Raw genomic sequence first — 19,079 nt, 5'->3', positions numbered from 1 at the left:
AAACGGTTAATTTTGCAGCATTTTTGACTGATATAGCCATCCTCACATCCAGAGCACTTTACGTCTTGCTATCCCTCCATCCAAAAACGGCATTTATATTCTTTTCTGTTCTAAAACGGAGTGAAGGATTCTTTAAGGGGTTAATTTCCCCGCCCTATCATCCTGTCATGACCTCCTGAAAGGAAAACACCATGACGATTTACCACTCCGTCACCGAACTGATTGGCCACACCCCGCTTATCCAGCTGCATAAGCTTGATACCGGTCTCTGCTCGTTGTTTCTGAAGCTGGAAAACCAAAACCCGGGCGGTTCGATTAAAGACCGCGTTGCACTGTCGATGATTAACGAAGCGGAGCGTAACGGCCAGCTCCAGCCAGGCGGTACCATTATTGAGGCGACGGCGGGAAATACCGGTCTTGGCCTGGCCTTGATCGCCGCGCAGAAGGGCTATTCGCTGATCCTGGTGGTGCCAGACAAAATGAGCCGCGAGAAGATTTTCCACTTGCGGGCACTGGGGGCTCAGGTGGTACTGACCCGCTCCGATGTCAATAAGGGCCACCCTGCCTACTATCAGGATTACGCGCAACGTCTGGCGAATGAACTGCCGGGGGCGTATTACATCGATCAGTTTAATAACGAAGCCAACCCGCTGGCGCACCGCACTACCACCGCGCCTGAACTGTATGAACAGCTTGACGGTAAGATTGACGCCATCGTCGTCGGCGTGGGATCTGGCGGGACGCTGGGTGGGCTTCAGGCGTGGTTCGCTGAGCACTCACCGCAGACTGAATTTGTGCTGGCCGACCCGGCCGGTTCGGTCCTGGCCGATCAGGTAGAAACGGGACGCTATCAGGATGCGGGCTCGTGGCTGGTGGAGGGGATTGGTGAAGACTTTATTCCTCCGCTGGCACACATCGAAGGGGTGAATCGTGCCTGGCGCATCACCGATCGCGAAGCTTTCACCACCGCCCGCGAGCTGCTGAAAACGGAAGGCATCCTGGCAGGCTCCTCCAGCGGCACCCTGCTGGCGGCTGCGCTGAAATATTGCCAGGCACAGACCACCCCGAAACGGGTTGTGACCTTCGCCTGCGACAGTGGCAACAAATATCTCTCAAAGATGTTCAACGATGACTGGATGCGCCAGCAGGGTTTGATCTCCCGGCCGCAGGCTGGCGATCTCTCCGACTACATTGCCCTGCGCCACGATGAAGGCGCAACCGTCACCGCCGCGCCGGATGACACCCTCTCCGCCGTACTGGCGCGGATGCGTTTGTATGACATCTCCCAGCTGCCGGTCCTGGAGAACGGTCAGGTCGTGGGCATCATCGACGAGTGGGATCTTCTGCGCCATATCGGTGGCGATGGCGACCGCTTCTCGCTTCCCGTGACCGCGGCAATGACCCGTCAGGTGGAGTTCCTCGATAAAAACGCCCCGGAAAGCGCCCTGAACGCCATTTTCGATCGCGGTCTGGTGGCGGTCATTAATGACAATGACCGCTTCCTGGGCCTGATTACGCGCAGCGATGTTCTTACCGCCTGGCGCAACCGTCTTCAGCAATAAAGGAATACATGATGAAAAATCTGGCAACCCTGAGCGTACACAGCGGTGAGTTTAACGATCGGCATGGCGCGGTCATGCCCCCGATTTACGCCACCTCCACGTTTGCGCAACCGTCACCTGGCGAGCACACCGGCTATGAATATTCGCGCAGCGGCAACCCGACCCGCCATGCGCTGGAAACCGCCATCGCCGAACTGGAAGGCGGGACCCGCGGCTATGCCTTCGCTTCCGGCCTCGCCGCCATCTCTACCGTGCTTGAACTGCTGGACAAAGACAGCCATATCGTCGCCATTGACGATGTCTACGGCGGGACCTGGCGCCTGATTGAAAACGTGCGCAAACGTAGCACCGGCCTGCAGGTGAGCTGGGTCAAGCCGGACGATTTGGCCGGTCTTGAAGCCGCCATTCGGCCGGATACGCGGATGGTATGGGTTGAAACGCCAACCAATCCGTTGCTTAAACTGGCGGATCTGGCGGCTATCGCCGACATCGCCCGTCGTCATCACGTCATCAGCGTGGCCGATAATACCTTCGCATCGCCCGTCATCCATCGCCCGCTGGAAACGGGTTTCGACATCGTCGTGCACTCTGCCACCAAATACCTGAATGGTCACTCGGACGTGGTCGCCGGACTGGCAGTTGTGGGGGATAACGCCGCGCTGGCGGACAAGCTTGCCTACCTGCAGAACGCAGTCGGCGGTGTACTGGATCCGTTTAGCAGCTTCCTGACGCTGCGCGGTATTCGTACGCTGTCGCTGCGGGTAGAAAAACACAGCACCAACGCGCTGGCCATTGCGCAATGGCTGGAACAACAACCGCAGGTCGAAAAGGTATTTTATCCGGGGCTGGAATCACACCCGCAATATTCGCTTGCCCGCACGCAGATGGCGCTGCCGGGCGGCATGATTTCTCTGGTGGTGAAAGGTGATGCGCAACGGGCCACAGAGGTGATCCGCACACTGAAATTATTCACCCTCGCCGAAAGCCTGGGTGGCGTGGAAAGTCTGGTCAGCCAGCCTTACAGCATGACTCACGCTTCGATTCCGCTTGAGCAGCGGCTGGCCAACGGCATCGTACCGCAGCTGATTCGCCTGTCCGTGGGCATTGAAGATGCCAAAGACCTGATTGCCGACCTCAGCCAGGCGCTGAAAAACTAAGCAAAACGCGGCAGGTCACGCACCTGCCGCGATAAGATGTCATCTAACCTTAACGCCTTGATAACAATCTCATGTGGATCTGCACAGATTATTTTTGAAACGCTGTTTTCATTTTCCTTTTATCTTAAAATCAGCGTATAATGCGCGCCTAATCCCTGGTGAATGGTTTCAGCGCTTGGAATACAAAAAACAACGTACAACTACTCCTCTCCTTCGTTGGGCTGTCACTCAGGCACACTTTCTTCTGCACGCTCATTTGATGTCTCCTATCCTTAGTGCGTGTCATATACTCTTTTGCAACACAGGTTTGACTCCGCGGCGGTGCGCCCCCGGAGCGAGATTTCCATATCCTTCCCAACTTAAAGACTAAGACTGTCATGAAAAAGACGAAAATTGTTTGTACTATCGGCCCGAAAACCGAATCTGAAGAGATGCTGAGCAAAATGCTGGACGCCGGCATGAACGTTATGCGTCTGAACTTCTCCCACGGTGACTATGCTGAACACGGTCAGCGTATTCAGAACTTGCGCAACGTGATGAGCAAGACCGGTAAAAAAGCAGCCATCCTGCTGGATACCAAAGGTCCAGAAATCCGCACCATCAAACTGGAAGGCGGTAACGACGTCTCTCTGAAAGCGGGCCAGACCTTCACCTTCACCACTGACAAGACTGTTGTCGGTAACAACGAAATCGTTGCGGTCACCTATGAAGGTTTCACCAGCGACCTGTCCGTTGGCAACACCGTGCTGGTAGACGATGGTCTGATCGGCATGGAAGTGACCGCCATCGAAGGTAACAAGGTTATCTGTAAAGTGCTGAACAACGGCGACCTGGGTGAAAACAAAGGCGTTAACCTGCCAGGCGTTTCCATCGCGCTGCCAGCCCTGGCTGAAAAAGACAAACAAGACCTGATCTTCGGTTGCGAGCAAGGCGTCGACTTCGTTGCGGCATCCTTCATCCGTAAACGTTCCGACGTGGTTGAAATCCGTGAGCACCTGAAAGCGCACGGTGGCGAGAAGATCCAGATCATCTCCAAAATCGAAAACCAGGAAGGCCTGAACAACTTCGACGAAATCCTCGAAGCGTCAGACGGCATCATGGTTGCACGTGGTGACCTGGGTGTTGAAATCCCGGTTGAAGAAGTTATCTTCGCGCAGAAGATGATGATCGAGAAGTGTGTTCGCGCGCGTAAAGTGGTTATCACCGCAACGCAGATGCTGGACTCCATGATCAAAAACCCACGCCCAACCCGCGCAGAAGCTGGCGACGTGGCGAACGCCATCCTCGACGGTACCGATGCAGTCATGCTGTCCGGCGAATCCGCGAAAGGTAAATACCCGCTGGAAGCCGTTGGCATCATGGCGACCATTTGCGAACGTACTGACCGCGTGATGACCAGCCGTCTGGACTTCAACAACGACAGCCGCAAACTGCGTATTACCGAAGCAGTCTGCCGCGGTGCGGTAGAAACCGCTGAGAAACTGGAAGCGCCTCTGATTGTGGTTGCCACCCAGGGCGGTAAATCTGCTCGCGCAGTCCGTAAATACTTCCCGGACGCGACGATCCTGGCGCTGACCACCAACGAAACCACTGCCCGTCAGTTGGTGCTGAGCAAAGGCGTGGTTGCGCATCTGGTGAAAGAAATCGCGTCTACCGACGATTTCTACATTCAGGGTAAAGCGCTGGCGCTGGAAAGCGGCCTGGCACAGAAAGGCGACGTTGTGGTCATGGTTTCTGGTGCGCTGGTACCAAGCGGAACCACCAACACAGCATCTGTTCACGTGCTGTAATAATTCCCGAACGAATTAATTTTCATAAAAAGCGTCCTCCGGGACGCTTTTTTTATTTCATGCATTAGCCAAAGTCATTCAAAAAGCAAATCGGGTTTCTCTATTTAATTGCGAATTATCTAAGATGAATCCGATGAAAAATGCCTTTTTTTACAGAGCTTTTTGCCAAAAAAGGGCCGATTCGATGCTTCTTTGAGCGAACGATCAAAAATAGGCGTATTCCCATCAAAAAAATATTCTCAACCTAAAAAACTTTGTGTAATACTTGTAACGCTACATGGAGATTAACTCAATCTAGAGGGTATTAATAATGAATCGTACTAAACTGGTACTGGGCGCGGTAATCCTGGGTTCTACTCTGCTGGCTGGTTGCTCCAGCAACGCTAAAATCGATCAGCTGTCTTCTGACGTTCAGACTCTGAACGCTAAAGTTGACCAGCTGAGCAACGACGTGAACGCAATGCGTTCCGACGTTCAGGCTGCTAAAGACGACGCAGCTCGCGCTAACCAGCGTCTGGACAACCAGGCTACTAAATACCGTAAGTAATAGTACCTGTTAATAAAATGGCGCACATTGTGCGCCATTTTTTTTGTCTTCGTCAAACCCCTACTGCGTCACCTTCTCACCGTCATCTTCCGCGACCGCAGCGGATGTCCGACTGTTTTGTACTGACAATACGTTCTGACGCGCTGACGCGCCGTTATCGGCCGACACGGCTACCGGGATCCCCGCGCGGCGTGACAAGGCTTTATCGATAAGCGCTTTATCACTTCCTGACTGCGAGACAAACGTCGCAAAGTCTGCGGAATGCGAAATGGGTGTCATCTGGGGGTTTTCACCCTCAACCTGCGCCAGCGGACGATGCACTTCAATATAGCGTTTACCGTCAGGCTCAACGGAGAACTTCACCGGCTCATTAATGATTTGCACCCGCGTGCCGACCCGCACCTGCTCAAACAGCGCTTTGATATCCGGCGCGTTCATGCGCATACAGCCAGAGCTGACCCGCAGGCCGACGCTGTCCGGCGCACTGGTGCCGTGGATCAGGTATTCCCCGTGACCCACGCCTAAACGCAATGCAAAGCGTCCTAGCGGGTTATTTGGCCCGGCCGGGACCACGGGCGGCAATTTAATGCCCTGCTCCAGAGAGCGCGCTCTGATGCCCGGTGTTGGGGTCCAGGTAGGATTAGGGATCTTCTGGCTGACCCGGGTGGTGGTGACCGGCGTTTCCAGCCCCAGTTGCCCAATGCCGAGCGGGAAAACCTGAACAATGTTTTCGCCCGGCGGGAAGTAGTAAAGCCGCAGCTCCGCCAGGTTCACGACAATCCCCTCACGGGGCGTGTCGGGCAACAGCATCTGCGAAGGGATCGTGATCACTGTCCCCGGCGCAGGGTTTACCGGCGCAATAGTATTATTGGCTTCAAGGATAAGCTGTGCGGCAGTATTAAACCGGCGAGCGATGGTCTGAAGTTTATTATCCCCTTCCTGTATCGTGTAGGTTTGATTTTGCCCAATCAGACGGCTGCCTGCGGGCGGCAACGGGTAATCCATCGCGCGGGCCGAATTAAGAGCACCGAGCGAACCCAGGAGTAATAGAGTTATTAGAGACGCGCGCTTCATGCTGAGATTCCTTATTCACTGGCCGGATGCCAGAAAGCTGAAAAACCAGCGAGGCGGGAACCACCTCGCGAAACAGAATGAATGCTGTTCTGTAAGTCTAGCTAAGGATTGCAGCTTTGGCGCGGATGGCGCGAATCATCGCTTCCAGCCCCTGGGAACGGGACGGGGTGAGGTGTTGGGTCAGGGCCATTTTTTCAAACCACGGGCGGACATCAAAAGCGACAATATCCTGCGCTGACATCTGGTGATAGAGAATAAATACCACCGCAATAAGCCCTTTCACAATAGCGGCATCGCTGTCGCCCTGTAATTCGATCACGCCGTCGCGCGTCTGCTCCATCACAATCCAGACCTGGCTCTGACAGCCCTGAATAATATTTTCCGGGTTGTGTGCCTCTTCGCTGAGCGGCGGTAAACGCTGGCCCAGTTCAATGATATAGAGGTACTTCTCTTCCCAGTTTGCGCAACGCCCGAAGTTACGCAGTAATTTTTCTTTATCCGGCAAATCTGCCATCTTTCGCCTCTCCGTTAGCCCAGCAACTGGTGAATGCGTTTAAGCCCCGCCACCAGCCTGTCGACCTCTTCCGTTGTGTTGTACATCACCAGCGATGCGCGGCACATCGCCGGCACCTGGTAAAACGCCATCAACGGCATAGCACAGTGGTGTCCGGTGCGAACGGCCACGCCGTAATTATCGAGGAAACTGCCCACATCGTATGCATGGTGTTTACCCAGATTGAACGCAATCACCCCCTGGCGGTCCGCCGGGCCATACAGGGTTAGCGCCGGTACGCTGGCAAGCTCCTGCAGCGCGTAGTGCATCAGCAGGTGTTCGTACTCCTGAATCGCGTCAAGGCCAACAGACGTAACATAGGAGATGGCTGCCCCCAGCCCGATAATCCCGCCGGTATTCGGCGTGCCAGCTTCAAAGCGCCACGGCGCGCGTGCGTAGGTGGTCCCTTCCGACAGACTGACGGTCGCGATCATCGAGCCGCCCCCTTCCCACGGTGGCATCGCCTGCAGAATATCTTCTTTCACGTACAGCACGCCAATCCCGGTCGGCCCATAGAGCTTGTGCCCGGAGAAGACGTAGAAATCGCAGTCCAGCGCCTGGACGTCGACCGCGTGGTGCATGACCGCCTGCGCACCATCAATCAGCACCTTCGCGCCGGCCTGGTGGGCTTTCTCAATAATCGCTGCCACCGGGTTCTCGGTTCCCAGCACGTTAGAAACCTGGGTCACGGCCACCAGCCGCGTACGCGCATCCAGCAACGCGTCAAGTTGCCCAAGCTGCAGGGTGCCATCAACGTTCAATGGGATCACCCTCAGTTGCGCGCCGACACGCTCACAGAGCATCTGCCACGGTACGATATTGGCATGGTGCTCCATCTGGGTGATGATGATGTTATCCCCCGCGTGGACCTGCGCGTTGCCCCAGCTGTTGGCAACAAGGTTGATCCCCTCAGTGGTACCACGCACAAACACCAGTTCCTCTGGCGAGCGTGCATTGAGGAAAGTGGCGATTTGGGTACGCACATTTTCCATACGCTGGGTCGCCTCCGCACTCAGGGTGTGGATCCCCCGGTGCACGGCGGCATAACCGTGGCGGTAGAATTCCGCTTCCGCTTCGATCACCTGATTCGGTTTCTGCGCGCTGGCCGCACTGTCCAGATACGCCAGGGGCAGACCGTTCACTTCACGGGTCAGAACCGGAAAATCTGCCCGTACTTTCTCTACGGGAAAACTCATGCTTCGCCTCCAGGCAGACGCTGCCCGATACGGACCAGCACCTGCTGTTTTAACAGGCCATCGTGCAGCGCTTCCGTCAGTTCAGCGGCAAACGCATAGATGATCATTTGCTGCGCCGCCTGCTGGTCGATACCGCGGGAGCGTAAATAGAACATCTGTTCGTCATCAATTCGCCCGACCGTCGCGCCATGGCTGCACTTCACGTCATCGGCATAGATTTCAAGCTGTGGTTTGGTGTCCACTTCCGCCAGGCGTCCTAACAGCAGGTTGTTGTTGGTCATCTGCCCGTCGGTTTTAATCGCGTGCTGCGCCACGTTAATCAGGCCGTTAAACACCGCCCGCCCTTTGTCGCTGACTATGGTTTTGTGCAGTTGGCGACTGTTACAGTAGCCTTTGTTGTGCTCAAGCCAGGTGCGTGTATCGCACACTTGCGTTTTAACCGGCATCGCCAGGCTGTTGATGCGAAGCGTTGTATTCTCGCCGTTAAGCTGCGTGCTGGTGTTATGGCGCAGTACCGCGCCGCCCAGCAAAAAGCTGTGGCTGTATGCCGCGGCATCTTGTCCAAGCAGCATGTCGTTATGCGCAAAGTGGTGGCTCTGCGGGTTTTCAAACGCCAGTTTGATATGGTGAAGCTGGGCATTGGCGGCAACATGCATTGTCAAACGCGCCCCGGTAAAGTGCCGGGTATCGTTGAGACTGACGTAATGCTCAATCACCGTGGCCTCCGCCCCTTCCGCCAGCTCAAGGTGGTGGCGGTAATGAGCAGTGTTGATCTCGTCGCCGTCTGCTCCCTGAGTGATGTGCATCAGCAGCAGTGGTTTTACCGCACGCTGGTTACGCTTAACGTGAATATGCGTCACGCTCCGCGCCAGGCTCTCGGTGAGATGCAGGAAGACCTCGGGCTGTACCGGGGTGCTCAGGCTCTGACGGTCATCGTTAATGGCAATCTCAAACCCACTGTCCTGGGTGCTGTCACTCAGCTCAGGGCGGAACTGACCATCGACGAAGACCAGACGCACGGCATCCACGCTCAATGCCAGGGCATCGCGCTGCGCCGGGCTGATGTCTGCCAGGCGGGTGACAAACTCGCCGTTCAGCAGGCCATCAAGCGGCGTGTATTTCCAGTTCTCCTGCTTGCGTGACGGCAAACCGAGACGCAGCATCTGCTGCAGGTGCTGTTGCGCCTGTTCCGAGCGCGTATTGCCCTGCGCTTCAAACAGACGGTGCCACTGCTGGAGCGCATTACTGCTGTTCGGTAAGCCAGCCATAACCCTGCTCCTCCAGTTGTTTAACCAGCGTGAAATCACCGGATTTCACAATACGCCCCTGGTAAAGCACATGGACGTAATCCGGCTTGATGTAATCCAGAATACGCTGGTAGTGAGTGACGATGATGAACGCGCGTTTGCCGTCGCGCAGGGAGTTCACCCCGTCAGCGACAATCTTCAGGGCATCGATATCCAGACCGGAGTCGGTTTCATCCAGAATGCACAGTTCAGGCTCAAGGACCGCCATCTGCAGAATGTCGTTACGCTTTTTCTCACCGCCTGAAAAACCGACGTTGACCGAGCGGGTCAGCAGGTCTTCCGGCATTTTCAGCAGCTTAATCTTCTCTTCCATCAGGTCCTGGAAATCAAAGCGGTCCAGCGCCTCCAGTCCGCGATATTTACGTACCGCGTTCAGCGCCGTTTGCAGAAAGAACTGGTTACTCACCCCCGGGATCTCCACCGGATACTGGAAGGCCATAAAGATACCTTCACCGGCCCGCTCTTCCACCGACATCTCCAGCAAATCTTTGCCGTTAAACTCGACCGACCCGTGGGTCACTTCGTAATCTTCGCGTCCTGCCAGCGTCGCGGAGAGCGTACTTTTCCCGGAGCCATTGGGCCCCATAATGGCGTGGACTTCACCCGGTTTGACGTCAAAATTGAGACCACGCAGGATCTCTTTGTCTTCCACGCTAACCTGTAAATCTTTAATACTTAACATGTGCTTTCCTTAACCGACGCTGTGTTCAAGACTAATGGCGAGGAGTTTCTGGGCTTCAACGGCAAATTCCAGCGGCAGTTCAGAGAACACATCCTTACAGAAGCCGTTCACAATCATTGAGATGGCATCCTCCTCACTGATCCCGCGCTGCAGGCAGTAGAAGAGCTGATCTTCCCCAATACGTGACGTCGTCGCCTCGTGCTCAAGCTGGGCGGTATTGTTACGGCATTCAACGTACGGGAAGGTGTGTGCCCCGCAGTCTGCGCCAATTAACATTGAGTCACACTGGGTAAAGTTTCGGGCATTGGTGGCCGTCGGCATGATTTTGACCAGCCCACGATAGCTGTTCTGACTGTGCCCGGCGGAGATGCCTTTGGAAATAATGGTCGACCGGGTGTTTTTACCGATGTGGATCATCTTGGTACCCGTATCTGCCTGCTGATGGCCGCTGGTCAGCGCCACGGAGTAGAACTCACCGATCGAGTTATCCCCACGCAGAATACAGCTCGGGTATTTCCAGGTGATCGCAGAGCCGGTTTCCGACTGGGTCCAGGACATTTTGCTGTTTTCGCCTTCGCACAGCGCACGCTTGGTCACGAAGTTCAGAATACCCCCGGTGTTGCCATCGCCCGGGAACCAGTTCTGCACCGTGGAGTATTTTACCTCGGCATCTTTATGGATGATGACTTCAACCACCGCGGCGTGAAGCTGGTAGCTGTCACGGACCGGTGCGGAGCAGCCTTCAATGTAACTGACGTAGCTGCCTTCATCGGCCACCAGAATGGTGCGTTCGAACTGACCGGTTTTTTCCGCGTTGATGCGGAAATAGGTCGACAACTCCATCGGGCAGCGAACGCCTTTTGGCACGTAGATAAAGGTGCCATCAGACGCTACCGCCGCGTTAAGCGCGGCAAAAAAGTTATCGTTACTCGGCACCACGGTGCCGATGTACTTTTTCACCAGCTCAGGGTGCTCGTGAATCGCTTCGCCGAAGGAGCAGAAAATAATCCCCTGCTCTGCCAGTTTTTCACGGTAGGTTGTCGCCACTGAGACGGAGTCAAAAATGGCGTCCACCGCCACCTCTTTCCCTTCGCGAACGGGCACCCCCAGCTGGTTAAACGCCTCTTCCACTTCTTTGCTCAGGAAGCTGTTGTCCGCACCGGTTTGCTGCACCGCGCCAGGCTGTGAGGCGCAGGTGTCGTCGCAACTCCCGCAGGATGGCGCAGAGTAGTAGCTGTAATCCTGATAGTTCAGCTTGTCATAATGCGCTTTCAGCCAGTGAGGTTCTTCCATTTCCAGCCAGGCCCGGAAGGCGCTCAGACGAAACTCAAGCATCCACTCAGGTTCATTACGTTTGGCCGAGATCGCCCGGACGACATCTTCATTGATGCCTTTCGCCAGTTCATCGGTCTGCAGCTGGGTAAAGAACCCCTCTTTATAATTGAGGTGGCCGCCGCTCCAGGTGTTAACATCACTCGTTGCTTCAGTATTACGAGACATAGTACCGCCTATACCCCAAAGCTTTCGCCGCACCCACATTCGTTCTGGGCTTTCGGGTTATGAAATTTGAATAACTGGTTTAAACCTTCACGTACGTAGTCCACTTCCGTGCCGTCAATAAACGGCATGGCCTGCAGGGCGACATACAATTTTGCGCCGTCAGTTTCGAATACCAGATCATCCTTCTCGGGTTCTGTGACGGTATCGAGCACGTAACCGAATCCTGCGCAGCCGGTCTGTTTCACCCCCAGGCGCACGCCGAGGATCTCTGGCTTTTTCGCCACCAGTTCGTGAATATGTGCCGCCGCCGCTGGCGTGAGCGTTAAGCCACGCCAGGCGAAGTCGGCAGGATTGAAGGTTTCTGAATGCAGTTCCATAGGTCCACCTCATCTAATAAGCCCCAGGGCATAACACCATGTTAGTGATAACGATTATCACTTCAACCCTCTGTCAGCAGGGGCATTGGGCTAAATCGCCCTTTTTGCATACTTTTATTAAGCATAGACCCTGTCAGCGGATGCGGGCGGGATGGATTTAATTGTTCAATACTTTGAAAAATAATGGGTTATCGAATCAGAAAAGCGGAGTAAAGGGGAAAAGTAAAATATGCATCGGAAATACCTATTTTTAAGATAGATTTTATCCAGGGGAACGACGAGCAAAAAAAAGGCCTTCAAGGCCTGCGAAAATTAATGATGAAAGGAAACAACAAAACCCTGTTCACGCCAGTGGTCAAGCAGTTCCTGCTGACGCGGCGTCGGCGCTTTACCGGTCCAGACGAAAATTCTTTGCCCAGGAAAAAGCTCCGGACGAGGGGAATCAATCGGGTCGGCCAGCACGTCAATATGCCATCCCTTTTGTGCCAGACGCGCAGCCTCAAGCCACAAGTGGGTGCGGTCATCGCACTCCCAGCCAATAAGCAGAGCATCTTTACCGGCTTTCTTACGTGACTCAGCCAGGCTTGCGACAGCAAACTCGATCAGCACACCGTCAAGCAGGCTCGCCATATGACGCACCGTATTTTGATCCTGATTCATTCGCTGACGAACGGGAGAAATAATATTATCGATAAGCGCATCCATCGCGTGATCGCGGCGGAATTCGCCTATTTTGGCGCGCAGCTTTGCCGGGCTGGCATAACGCAAAACCGTCATCATCTCTTCCTGGATTGATGCCCAGTTACCCTGAGTCATCACTTCTTTGTTTTCCAGCAAGCCTTTGACTTTGCCGACCGAAACGCCGCTTTTCATCAGGCGTTTGATCTCTTCAATACGCAGGATATCTTCATCGTCAAACTGACGATGGCCCCCTTCGCTTCGCTGCGGCTTCAACAATCCATAACGGCGCTGCCAGGCACGCAGCGTAACGGGGTTGATACCGCATCGTTCGGCCACTTCGCCGATACTGTAATAGGCCATTAACTCCCTCACGCTTAGAACTTCCATACCCAACCAGACCAACCTTATCAGATTGTACAAACCATTTGTATAACTAAGGCCTCTTTTTGAGCGGGTGAAGGGTATACAAGTTCCTTCACCCGTTAATGTATTGTTGTACAAATTTTGCCGCGCGTACAGTCAAGCTTGCAGGTTTATGTACAGCTTTCTCAAAATTCAAACTTCTTCTCTGGCCACGCGATCGCCGGAATTCCCCCGTGACGCGGGCTGGCAAACAGATGCCCCTGGAACTGGGAAATGCCTGCAGACTCCAGCCACATCCACTCTTCAGGCTTCTCAACGCCAACGGCACAGAACTGGATCTCCAGCGAGGAACAGCAGGTGATAATCGCCTGAATGATGGCCTGCCGCGGGCCGCTGTTGTGCACATTCGCGACCAGATCGCGGTTAATCTTAATTCTGTCAGGCTGGAATTGCGCCAGTAACTGCAGACCGGCAAAACCGGCACCAAAGTGATCGATGGTTACGCTGATACCGGCACTTTTTAGCTGCCTGACCGAATGGGTAAACTCTTCAAAACGGGAAATCGCTTCGCTCTCGGTGAATTCCACCACAATCTGCTCCGGCACAAAGCCATTCGCGTCAATGGCCGTCAGCAGGAAATCCACGGCGCCAGGCACGTTGACCAGCGTCATGGGCAGCAGGTTAATGGATAATGTCTGATCCTGTAATCCCAGAGCGCTCGCCATGGAGAGCGCAACCTGCTTGCTTTTCAAATCAGAGGCGTACACCTCTTCACGAGGAATTTGGGCAAAATAGGTTCCGGGGGATTCACCGGTGGGCGTGCGGATCAAGGCCTCCCAGGAGACGACCTGCTGCATAAACGGATCCACGATAGGCTGGAACGCAAAGCTGCAATCCGCACCTTTAGCCACCACCTCCGGTTGCGCCGATAAAGGCGTCTCTTCTGGGATAAAATCCCAGGCATCTGCAGGGGGCAGTTCAAAGTAGTTGGCTTTCTCCGTGGCCTCCACGAAAGTGCGGAAAAACTGCAGGGCGCGATCGCTATATGTCAGCTGATACCTGCTGGTGCCTTTGTCGAGAACCTGCTGAAGCACCTCTTCCCTGTCGAACTGACGCAAGTCAAAAAGCTCCATGCCAACCTTGCCGAAGCGTCGGGAGGGGCCGTGATCGCGCATCAGCTCCACCACGTTATGGTGGCGCGTGTCCTGGCAAATCTGCTCGTAAATGGATGAAACGTTTTCCGCTGGGCCTTCGAGCAACTGAAAAAAATGCGTGCCGTTAAACAGCAAGATCCCCGTGACATTGGATTGCCGGTTTTTACTATTTGCAGCAGCTACCATGTTTTCCAGCGCTTTCACTGGAACGTCCTCGCAGATATGACTGCGGTATATGATGGTTGTAAGCATGCTTATCCTGAAGGGGGTTAGGGGTTGGCCACAAAAACACGTCGGTAAACATCTGTTATAGCATATTAATTACGTGACAAATAATTTACATCTCAACCATTTACGGCACCTAACGCATCCGTTTCCTGCGTTGTACAACTTATCCATCACCGTGCGTATTGTACAATATATTCTGTAACGGAAACGCTTCATTCTCATGACCCAACTACCTGATAAACATAGAATTTATAAAATATATCACAATTATTTTAAAAAATTGTACATTTTCTATGTACAGATTTGGAAATTGTGTATACCTTAAATGTAACGTTAGTGATTACATTTTTTTACAGGAGCGAAACATGCAGCAGAAGGATTATGTCGCAGATTCAGCAGCAGCGATCGCGCACTACTTCGAGAAGGCCGCGCTTCCTACCCAACAGGAGACGCTCGGTCAGGTCGTGGTTGAGATTCTTAGCGACGGGCGAAATCTGAATCGCAAATCGCTCTGTACCAAACTCTTAAGCCGCCTCGAAAAGGCCGATGGGCCTGAAGAGGAACAGCATTACCACATGCTGCTTGGTCTGCTTTTCGAACGGTAATGTTATGAACAGCAGTGATGCAGACCGACTGATTGACCAGCTTATCGGTGAAGCCGTTCTTTCTCTTTTGAAAGAGCGAGGCCCCGTCACAACCGAAGCTCTGGTTCAGCGTCTGCGTGATATGAAAGCGCATGAAAAGGATCCCCAGCGGCGGGAGACACTTGCGATGGTGATTGCCGACATCGGTTCAAACAACATCGCCCTGAAACGTCGCAGAACCGCGCAAGGACGAACCGATAGAGAGGGATCTCTCAACGTTAAAAGAGACAATGTAGTGCCGTTATTTGGAAATGGAAAACCGTCCGATCCCAGAAAAATACATTGACTGCAATTTTACAGCTACGGTGAGAACAAATGAGACAAAATATTCAGCTTCAACCCGAATACCATTCCGCTTTTTTAGAAAGCGCGCTGTCGGAATATTTCCGTCACGCAGGCGATCGTTTTGCTGAAGAGTCCGCTGTTTTTTCTACTGCAGTACGCTGTGTTCTGGCTTCTGAAGGACACCTGTCCAACAAAGCGATCATTTTGTGGCTGATCCAGACGCTGGAATCCACAAACGACGTTGTGCAGGCAGATGTCATACGTAAGACCCTGGAAATCGTTGTGGGTCACACCATGGACGATCTCTAAAAACCCTCCCCTCTGTGAATACTAACGTGTCATCGTCAAAACTGACGATCGGGCTGACGATGACACGTTCCCTCCTCGTATAACACCCTGTAAAACCTACAAAGTAAATGTGGCATGGTTCCTGCTTACTCCCGTTTACGGGACTGGGCTACCCAGTCAACTTTGCTTCATTTCTTAACAGGTCTGTTATTGATGAAAAAAATCGCCAGCGTCTGCCCCTACTGTGGTGCAGGCTGCAAATTAAACCTTGTCGTCGAAAATAACCGTATCCTCCGTGCCGAAGCGGCCGAAGGCGTAACAAACCAGGGCACCCTGTGCCTGAAAGGCTTTTATGGCTGGGACTTCCTGAACGATACGCGTCTGCTTACCCCCCGTCTGACTCAGCCCATGATCCGCTACCACAAGGGAGAGGCTTTTACCCCCGTCACCTGGGAAGAGGCGATCCGCTATACCGCCCATAAACTCAGGAGCATAAAAGAGCAGTATGGCCCGCGGTCCATCATGACCACCGGTTCCTCCCGGGGAACAGGGAATGAAACGAACTATGTGATGCAAAAATTTGCCCGTGCGGTGCTGAATACCAACAACGTGGACTGCTGCGCGCGCGTCTGTCACGGCCCTTCTGTTGCCGGGTTACAGGAAACCCTCGGCAACGGTGCAATGAGCAATTCCATTAACGATATTGAAAACTCAAAATGCCTGCTGGTGTTTGGCTATAACTGCGCCGATTCGCACCCCATCGTCGCCCGTCGGGTCTTAAAAGCCCGCGAAAATGGCGCGAAAATCATCGTCTGCGATCCCCGTCGCATTGAAACCGCACGCATTGCCGACCAGCACCTGCAGCTGAAAAACGGCAGCAACATGGCGCTGGTCAATGCGTTTGGCTATGTCCTTCTGGAAGAGGAGCTGTACGACAAAAACTACGTCGCGCGCTTTACCGAAGGGCTTGACGCTTATCGGGAAACGGTCAAAGACTACGCGCCCGAAAACGTCGAACATCTCACCGGCATTCCAGCCTGGGATGTGCGTCAGGCGATGCGGACGTTCGCGGCTGCGCCTTCCGCCACCGTCATGTGGGGCATGGGCGTAACGCAGTTTGGTCAGGCTGTAGACGTGGTCAAAGGTCTCTCCAGCCTGGCGCTGCTGACCGGAAATCTTGGTCGACCTGCTGTCGGCGTTGGGCCAGTACGTGGTCAAAACAACGTTCAGGGCGCGTGTGATATGGGCGTTCTGCCCAATATGTTCCCGGGGTATCAGGACGTTACGGACCCGGCTGTCCGGCAGAAATTCGCCACTGCCTGGGGAATCGATGTCGGGATTATGGACAAAGAGGTTGGAACGCGTATCACCGAAGTCCCTCACCTTGCGCTGGAAGGCAAGGTAAAAGCCTATTACATCATGGGCGAGGATCCGCTTCAGACTGAAGCCGATCTGGGGCTGGTGCGCCGCGGTTTTGAAGCACTCGATTTTGTGGTGGTTCAGGACATCTTTATGACGAAAACGGCGGAAGTGGCGGATGTTCTGTTACCTGCCACATCGTGGGGAGAACACGGGGGCGTCTTTACCTGTGCCGACCGCGGTTTCCAGCGTTTCGGTAAAGCCATTGAGGCCAGCGGCAACGTGAAACGGGACTGGGAGATCATCAGCCTGCTTGCTACCGAAATGGGCTATCCGATGCATTACACATCCAACCAGCAGATCTGGGACGAGATGCGCGAGCTCTGTCCGCTATTCTATGGCGTGACATACGAAAAAATGGGTGAAATGGGCCATGTGCAATGGCCGTGTCCAACGCTCGATCACCCGGGGACGCCGTATCTCTATAAAGATAACCAGTTCGATACGCCGAGCGGCAAAGGCCAGCTTTTTGCGGCAGCCTGGCGCGCGCCAGCCGAGATCCCGGACGAAACGTATCCGCTGGTGCTCTGCACCGTGCGTGAGGTCGGCCACTACTCCTGCCGTTCAATGACCGGCAATTGCGCCGCGCTGCAAAGCCTTGCCGACGAACCAGGCCGTGTACAAATGAACCCCCTTGATGCGGACAACCTGGGCATTAAAGACGGACAGCTGGTGTGGGTGCATTCCCGTCGGGGCAAAGTCATTACCCGTGCCAGCATCAGCGAGCGCATCAACGCCGGTGCGGTTTATATGACCTACCAGTGGTGGATTGGTGCCTGTAACGAACTGACGCAGGATAACCTTGACCCGGTCTCCAAAACCCCAGAAACCAAGTATTGTGCGGTTAAGCTTGAGGCGATTGAAGACCAACGCTGGGCGGAAGACTTTGCGGCGTCGTCTTATCAGACCATGAAGACGCGGTTAATCACGGCGGTGAACGTCTGAGGAAAAAGAGGCTCGCCACGGCGAGCCTCGTTATACGTTTGCTTATAATCATATGTAACATCGCTAAATATCAGTAGTCATAGATTTTTTGTTCTTTATATAAACGCCTCAAAACAAGGGCGGTCCTGTAAACCCTGCCTCACAGAATCACGAAAAATATTGGGTGTGGCGTTTTTCTTCACCATCCTGTTGAGCAGCGCGATAAGCTCATAATCACTTCGCAGGTTAAATTTTTGCATGATCATGTATTTGTGCGCAAAAACGGTCTTATAGCTGATCTGTAACGCGTCTGCCGTCTGCATAACGGATAAGCCTTTATACAGGTTCATGACGATGCGTATTTGCTGCGGTGATAATATCTTATGCTCGCAATCGAAACAGGACGTTTTCTGCAGCACATGCCCCTTCAACTGCGTTTTACGCCAAGCGCACCATACCGTCTCGCCAATCATGTTAAGAGAGGCCCTGCGGGAGATGAAAATAATATCCTGATAACAGGATTGCGACGCCGTAGACCGTTGCTCATCGTCAACCCAGCCGATCACAATGCCTTTTTGCCGTGACTGTAATTCCGGAAAACAGGTCAGGGTTTCTCCCTGGCATAAAGAGAGGACAATAATATCCGCCGTGCTGACGTTATGCGGCGTCATTTCATAATCAAAGTGAATACAGTCATTAAAATTACGCCAAAAGAAATCCATAAAAAAATACTGCAGACCAGACTGAAATAACGAATCCGTCTCGCTAATTAAAATATTCAACATAGACCACACCGACGGGAAGCAAAAATGCGCGTGAAATCCCGCGCGACTTAATTGTATTGCAGCGTAATGACCACCACTGCGCTGAGGGTGCCGGGCGTCGCCCTGCCTCCGGTGGATATAACCGCAGCCTGCATCGCCATCTTCGCCGTCCGGTCTGAGGCGACATATTCCGTCATGCTGGAGCCGTTCCCTTTCAGTATGCCACTTCCGGCCTCGCGCATTGCTATCGCCACGTGGGTGGCCGTACCGCGGTTAATGTAATAGTCGGCGCCGGCAACAGGGTCGGGTGTACCCGTAAAGGTAGCGGTGACGCTACGCGTCCCCACCGGACATTGGGTAAATAATAGATCAAACGTAACCGGGTCTGAGGATGATCCTGGCGTCACCATATTACTCGCCTGGATATTGCCCAGATTAATATCGAGATTCGTATTACCGTTATTAAACAGGCAGGGTGAGGCCACGATATTTCCGGTGACCCCGATATTTACGCTGTCTGCACATAGCGCTTTGCTGCACAGTAAACCTGACACAAGCAACGCCGCGGGAATTATTTTCATCAT

At 53.7% G+C, this 19,079-nt stretch carries 19 protein-coding genes; 8 read left to right on the top strand and 11 right to left on the bottom strand.

Annotated elements, in window-relative coordinates; genetic code table 11:
• Nucleotides 1-191 precede the first annotated feature (191 nt).
• The 4 genes from L462_RS17915 (at nt 192) to lpp (ending at nt 5,056) form a co-directional block, all read left to right on the top strand.
• The gene (locus tag L462_RS17915) at nt 192-1,562 is read left to right on the top strand and encodes a pyridoxal-phosphate dependent enzyme (protein ID WP_032678004.1); all 1,371 of its coding nucleotides are present in this window, start codon (nt 192-194) and stop codon (nt 1,560-1,562) included.
• A gap of 11 nt (nt 1,563-1,573) precedes the next feature.
• A complete protein-coding gene (locus L462_RS17920) occupies nt 1,574-2,719 on the top strand; it encodes a trans-sulfuration enzyme family protein (RefSeq protein ID WP_032678003.1) in 1,146 nt (381 codons plus the stop codon).
• A gap of 377 nt (nt 2,720-3,096) precedes the next feature.
• Nucleotides 3,097-4,509 carry a pyruvate kinase PykF gene (gene pykF / locus L462_RS17925; RefSeq protein WP_014169744.1) on the top strand — a complete coding sequence of 471 codons (1,413 nt, stop codon included), beginning with the start codon at nt 3,097-3,099 and terminating at the stop codon, nt 4,507-4,509.
• Nucleotides 4,510-4,819: 310 nt separating this feature from the next.
• Complete coding sequence (gene lpp / locus L462_RS17930; RefSeq protein WP_001082307.1) at nt 4,820-5,056, top strand: murein lipoprotein Lpp; 237 nt, start codon at nt 4,820-4,822, stop codon at nt 5,054-5,056.
• A 60-nt stretch (nt 5,057-5,116) separates the two neighbouring features.
• Here the strand turns inward: lpp and L462_RS17935 are convergent, their stop codons facing one another.
• The 9 genes from L462_RS17935 to L462_RS17975 all read right to left on the bottom strand — a co-directional run bounded on the left by L462_RS17935 (nt 5,117) and on the right by L462_RS17975 (nt 14,195).
• Nucleotides 5,117-6,130: a L,D-transpeptidase LdtE gene (locus L462_RS17935; protein ID WP_020884361.1), complete on the bottom strand. Its 1,014-nt coding sequence runs from the start codon at nt 6,128-6,130 to the stop codon at nt 5,117-5,119.
• 97 nt (nt 6,131-6,227) lie between these two features.
• Entirely contained in the window at nt 6,228-6,644 is a 417-nt protein-coding gene (gene sufE / locus L462_RS17940; RefSeq protein WP_025204370.1) for a cysteine desulfuration protein SufE, read from the bottom strand.
• A gap of 14 nt (nt 6,645-6,658) precedes the next feature.
• A complete protein-coding gene (gene sufS / locus L462_RS17945) occupies nt 6,659-7,879 on the bottom strand; it encodes a cysteine desulfurase SufS (protein ID WP_032678002.1) in 1,221 nt (406 codons plus the stop codon).
• A complete protein-coding gene (gene sufD, locus L462_RS17950; RefSeq protein WP_032678001.1) occupies nt 7,876-9,147 on the bottom strand; it encodes a Fe-S cluster assembly protein SufD in 1,272 nt (423 codons plus the stop codon). Before sufD ends, sufS begins: the two co-directional genes overlap by 4 nt.
• A complete protein-coding gene (gene sufC / locus L462_RS17955) occupies nt 9,122-9,868 on the bottom strand; it encodes a Fe-S cluster assembly ATPase SufC (RefSeq protein ID WP_020884365.1) in 747 nt (248 codons plus the stop codon). The genes sufD and sufC overlap by 26 nt, the downstream gene beginning before the upstream one ends.
• Before the next feature lie 9 nt (nt 9,869-9,877).
• Nucleotides 9,878-11,368, bottom strand: a complete 1,491-nt coding sequence (sufB, locus tag L462_RS17960; protein WP_020884366.1) for a Fe-S cluster assembly protein SufB — start codon at nt 11,366-11,368, stop codon at nt 9,878-9,880.
• 8 nt (nt 11,369-11,376) lie between these two features.
• Entirely contained in the window at nt 11,377-11,745 is a 369-nt protein-coding gene (gene sufA, locus L462_RS17965; RefSeq protein WP_008500631.1) for a Fe-S cluster assembly scaffold SufA, read from the bottom strand.
• Between the two features lie 312 nt (nt 11,746-12,057).
• Complete coding sequence (locus L462_RS17970; protein ID WP_020884367.1) at nt 12,058-12,786, bottom strand: MerR family transcriptional regulator; 729 nt, start codon at nt 12,784-12,786, stop codon at nt 12,058-12,060.
• Nucleotides 12,787-12,974: 188 nt separating this feature from the next.
• Nucleotides 12,975-14,195: a diguanylate phosphodiesterase gene (locus L462_RS17975; RefSeq protein ID WP_032678000.1), complete on the bottom strand. Its 1,221-nt coding sequence runs from the start codon at nt 14,193-14,195 to the stop codon at nt 12,975-12,977.
• Between the two features lie 341 nt (nt 14,196-14,536).
• Here L462_RS17975 and ycgZ point away from each other — a divergent pair, with 341 nt between their 5' ends.
• From ycgZ to fdhF, 4 genes are all read left to right on the top strand, one after another.
• The gene (gene ycgZ / locus L462_RS17980) at nt 14,537-14,776 is read left to right on the top strand and encodes a regulatory protein YcgZ (protein WP_020884368.1); all 240 of its coding nucleotides are present in this window, start codon (nt 14,537-14,539) and stop codon (nt 14,774-14,776) included.
• 4 nt (nt 14,777-14,780) lie between these two features.
• Entirely contained in the window at nt 14,781-15,101 is a 321-nt protein-coding gene (locus L462_RS17985; RefSeq protein ID WP_020884369.1) for a hypothetical protein, read from the top strand.
• Between the two features lie 29 nt (nt 15,102-15,130).
• The gene (locus L462_RS17990; RefSeq protein WP_014169732.1) at nt 15,131-15,409 is read left to right on the top strand and encodes a biofilm development regulator YmgB/AriR family protein; all 279 of its coding nucleotides are present in this window, start codon (nt 15,131-15,133) and stop codon (nt 15,407-15,409) included.
• Between the two features lie 192 nt (nt 15,410-15,601).
• Nucleotides 15,602-17,752 carry a formate dehydrogenase subunit alpha gene (fdhF, locus tag L462_RS17995; protein WP_032677998.1) on the top strand — a complete coding sequence of 717 codons (2,151 nt, stop codon included), beginning with the start codon at nt 15,602-15,604 and terminating at the stop codon, nt 17,750-17,752.
• Nucleotides 17,753-17,847: 95 nt separating this feature from the next.
• Here the strand turns inward: fdhF and L462_RS18000 are convergent, their stop codons facing one another.
• Nucleotides 17,848-18,516, bottom strand: a complete 669-nt coding sequence (locus tag L462_RS18000) for a helix-turn-helix transcriptional regulator (RefSeq protein WP_032677997.1) — start codon at nt 18,514-18,516, stop codon at nt 17,848-17,850.
• A 47-nt stretch (nt 18,517-18,563) separates the two neighbouring features.
• Nucleotides 18,564-19,079: a fimbrial protein gene (locus L462_RS18005; protein ID WP_082209475.1), complete on the bottom strand. Its 516-nt coding sequence runs from the start codon at nt 19,077-19,079 to the stop codon at nt 18,564-18,566.

Origin of the sequence: Enterobacter sp. BIDMC 26, from assembly GCF_000534435.1 — a bacterium.
Taxonomy (GTDB): domain Bacteria; phylum Pseudomonadota; class Gammaproteobacteria; order Enterobacterales; family Enterobacteriaceae; genus Enterobacter; species Enterobacter ludwigii.
This window is presented reverse-complemented; position numbering and strand designations above follow the sequence as displayed.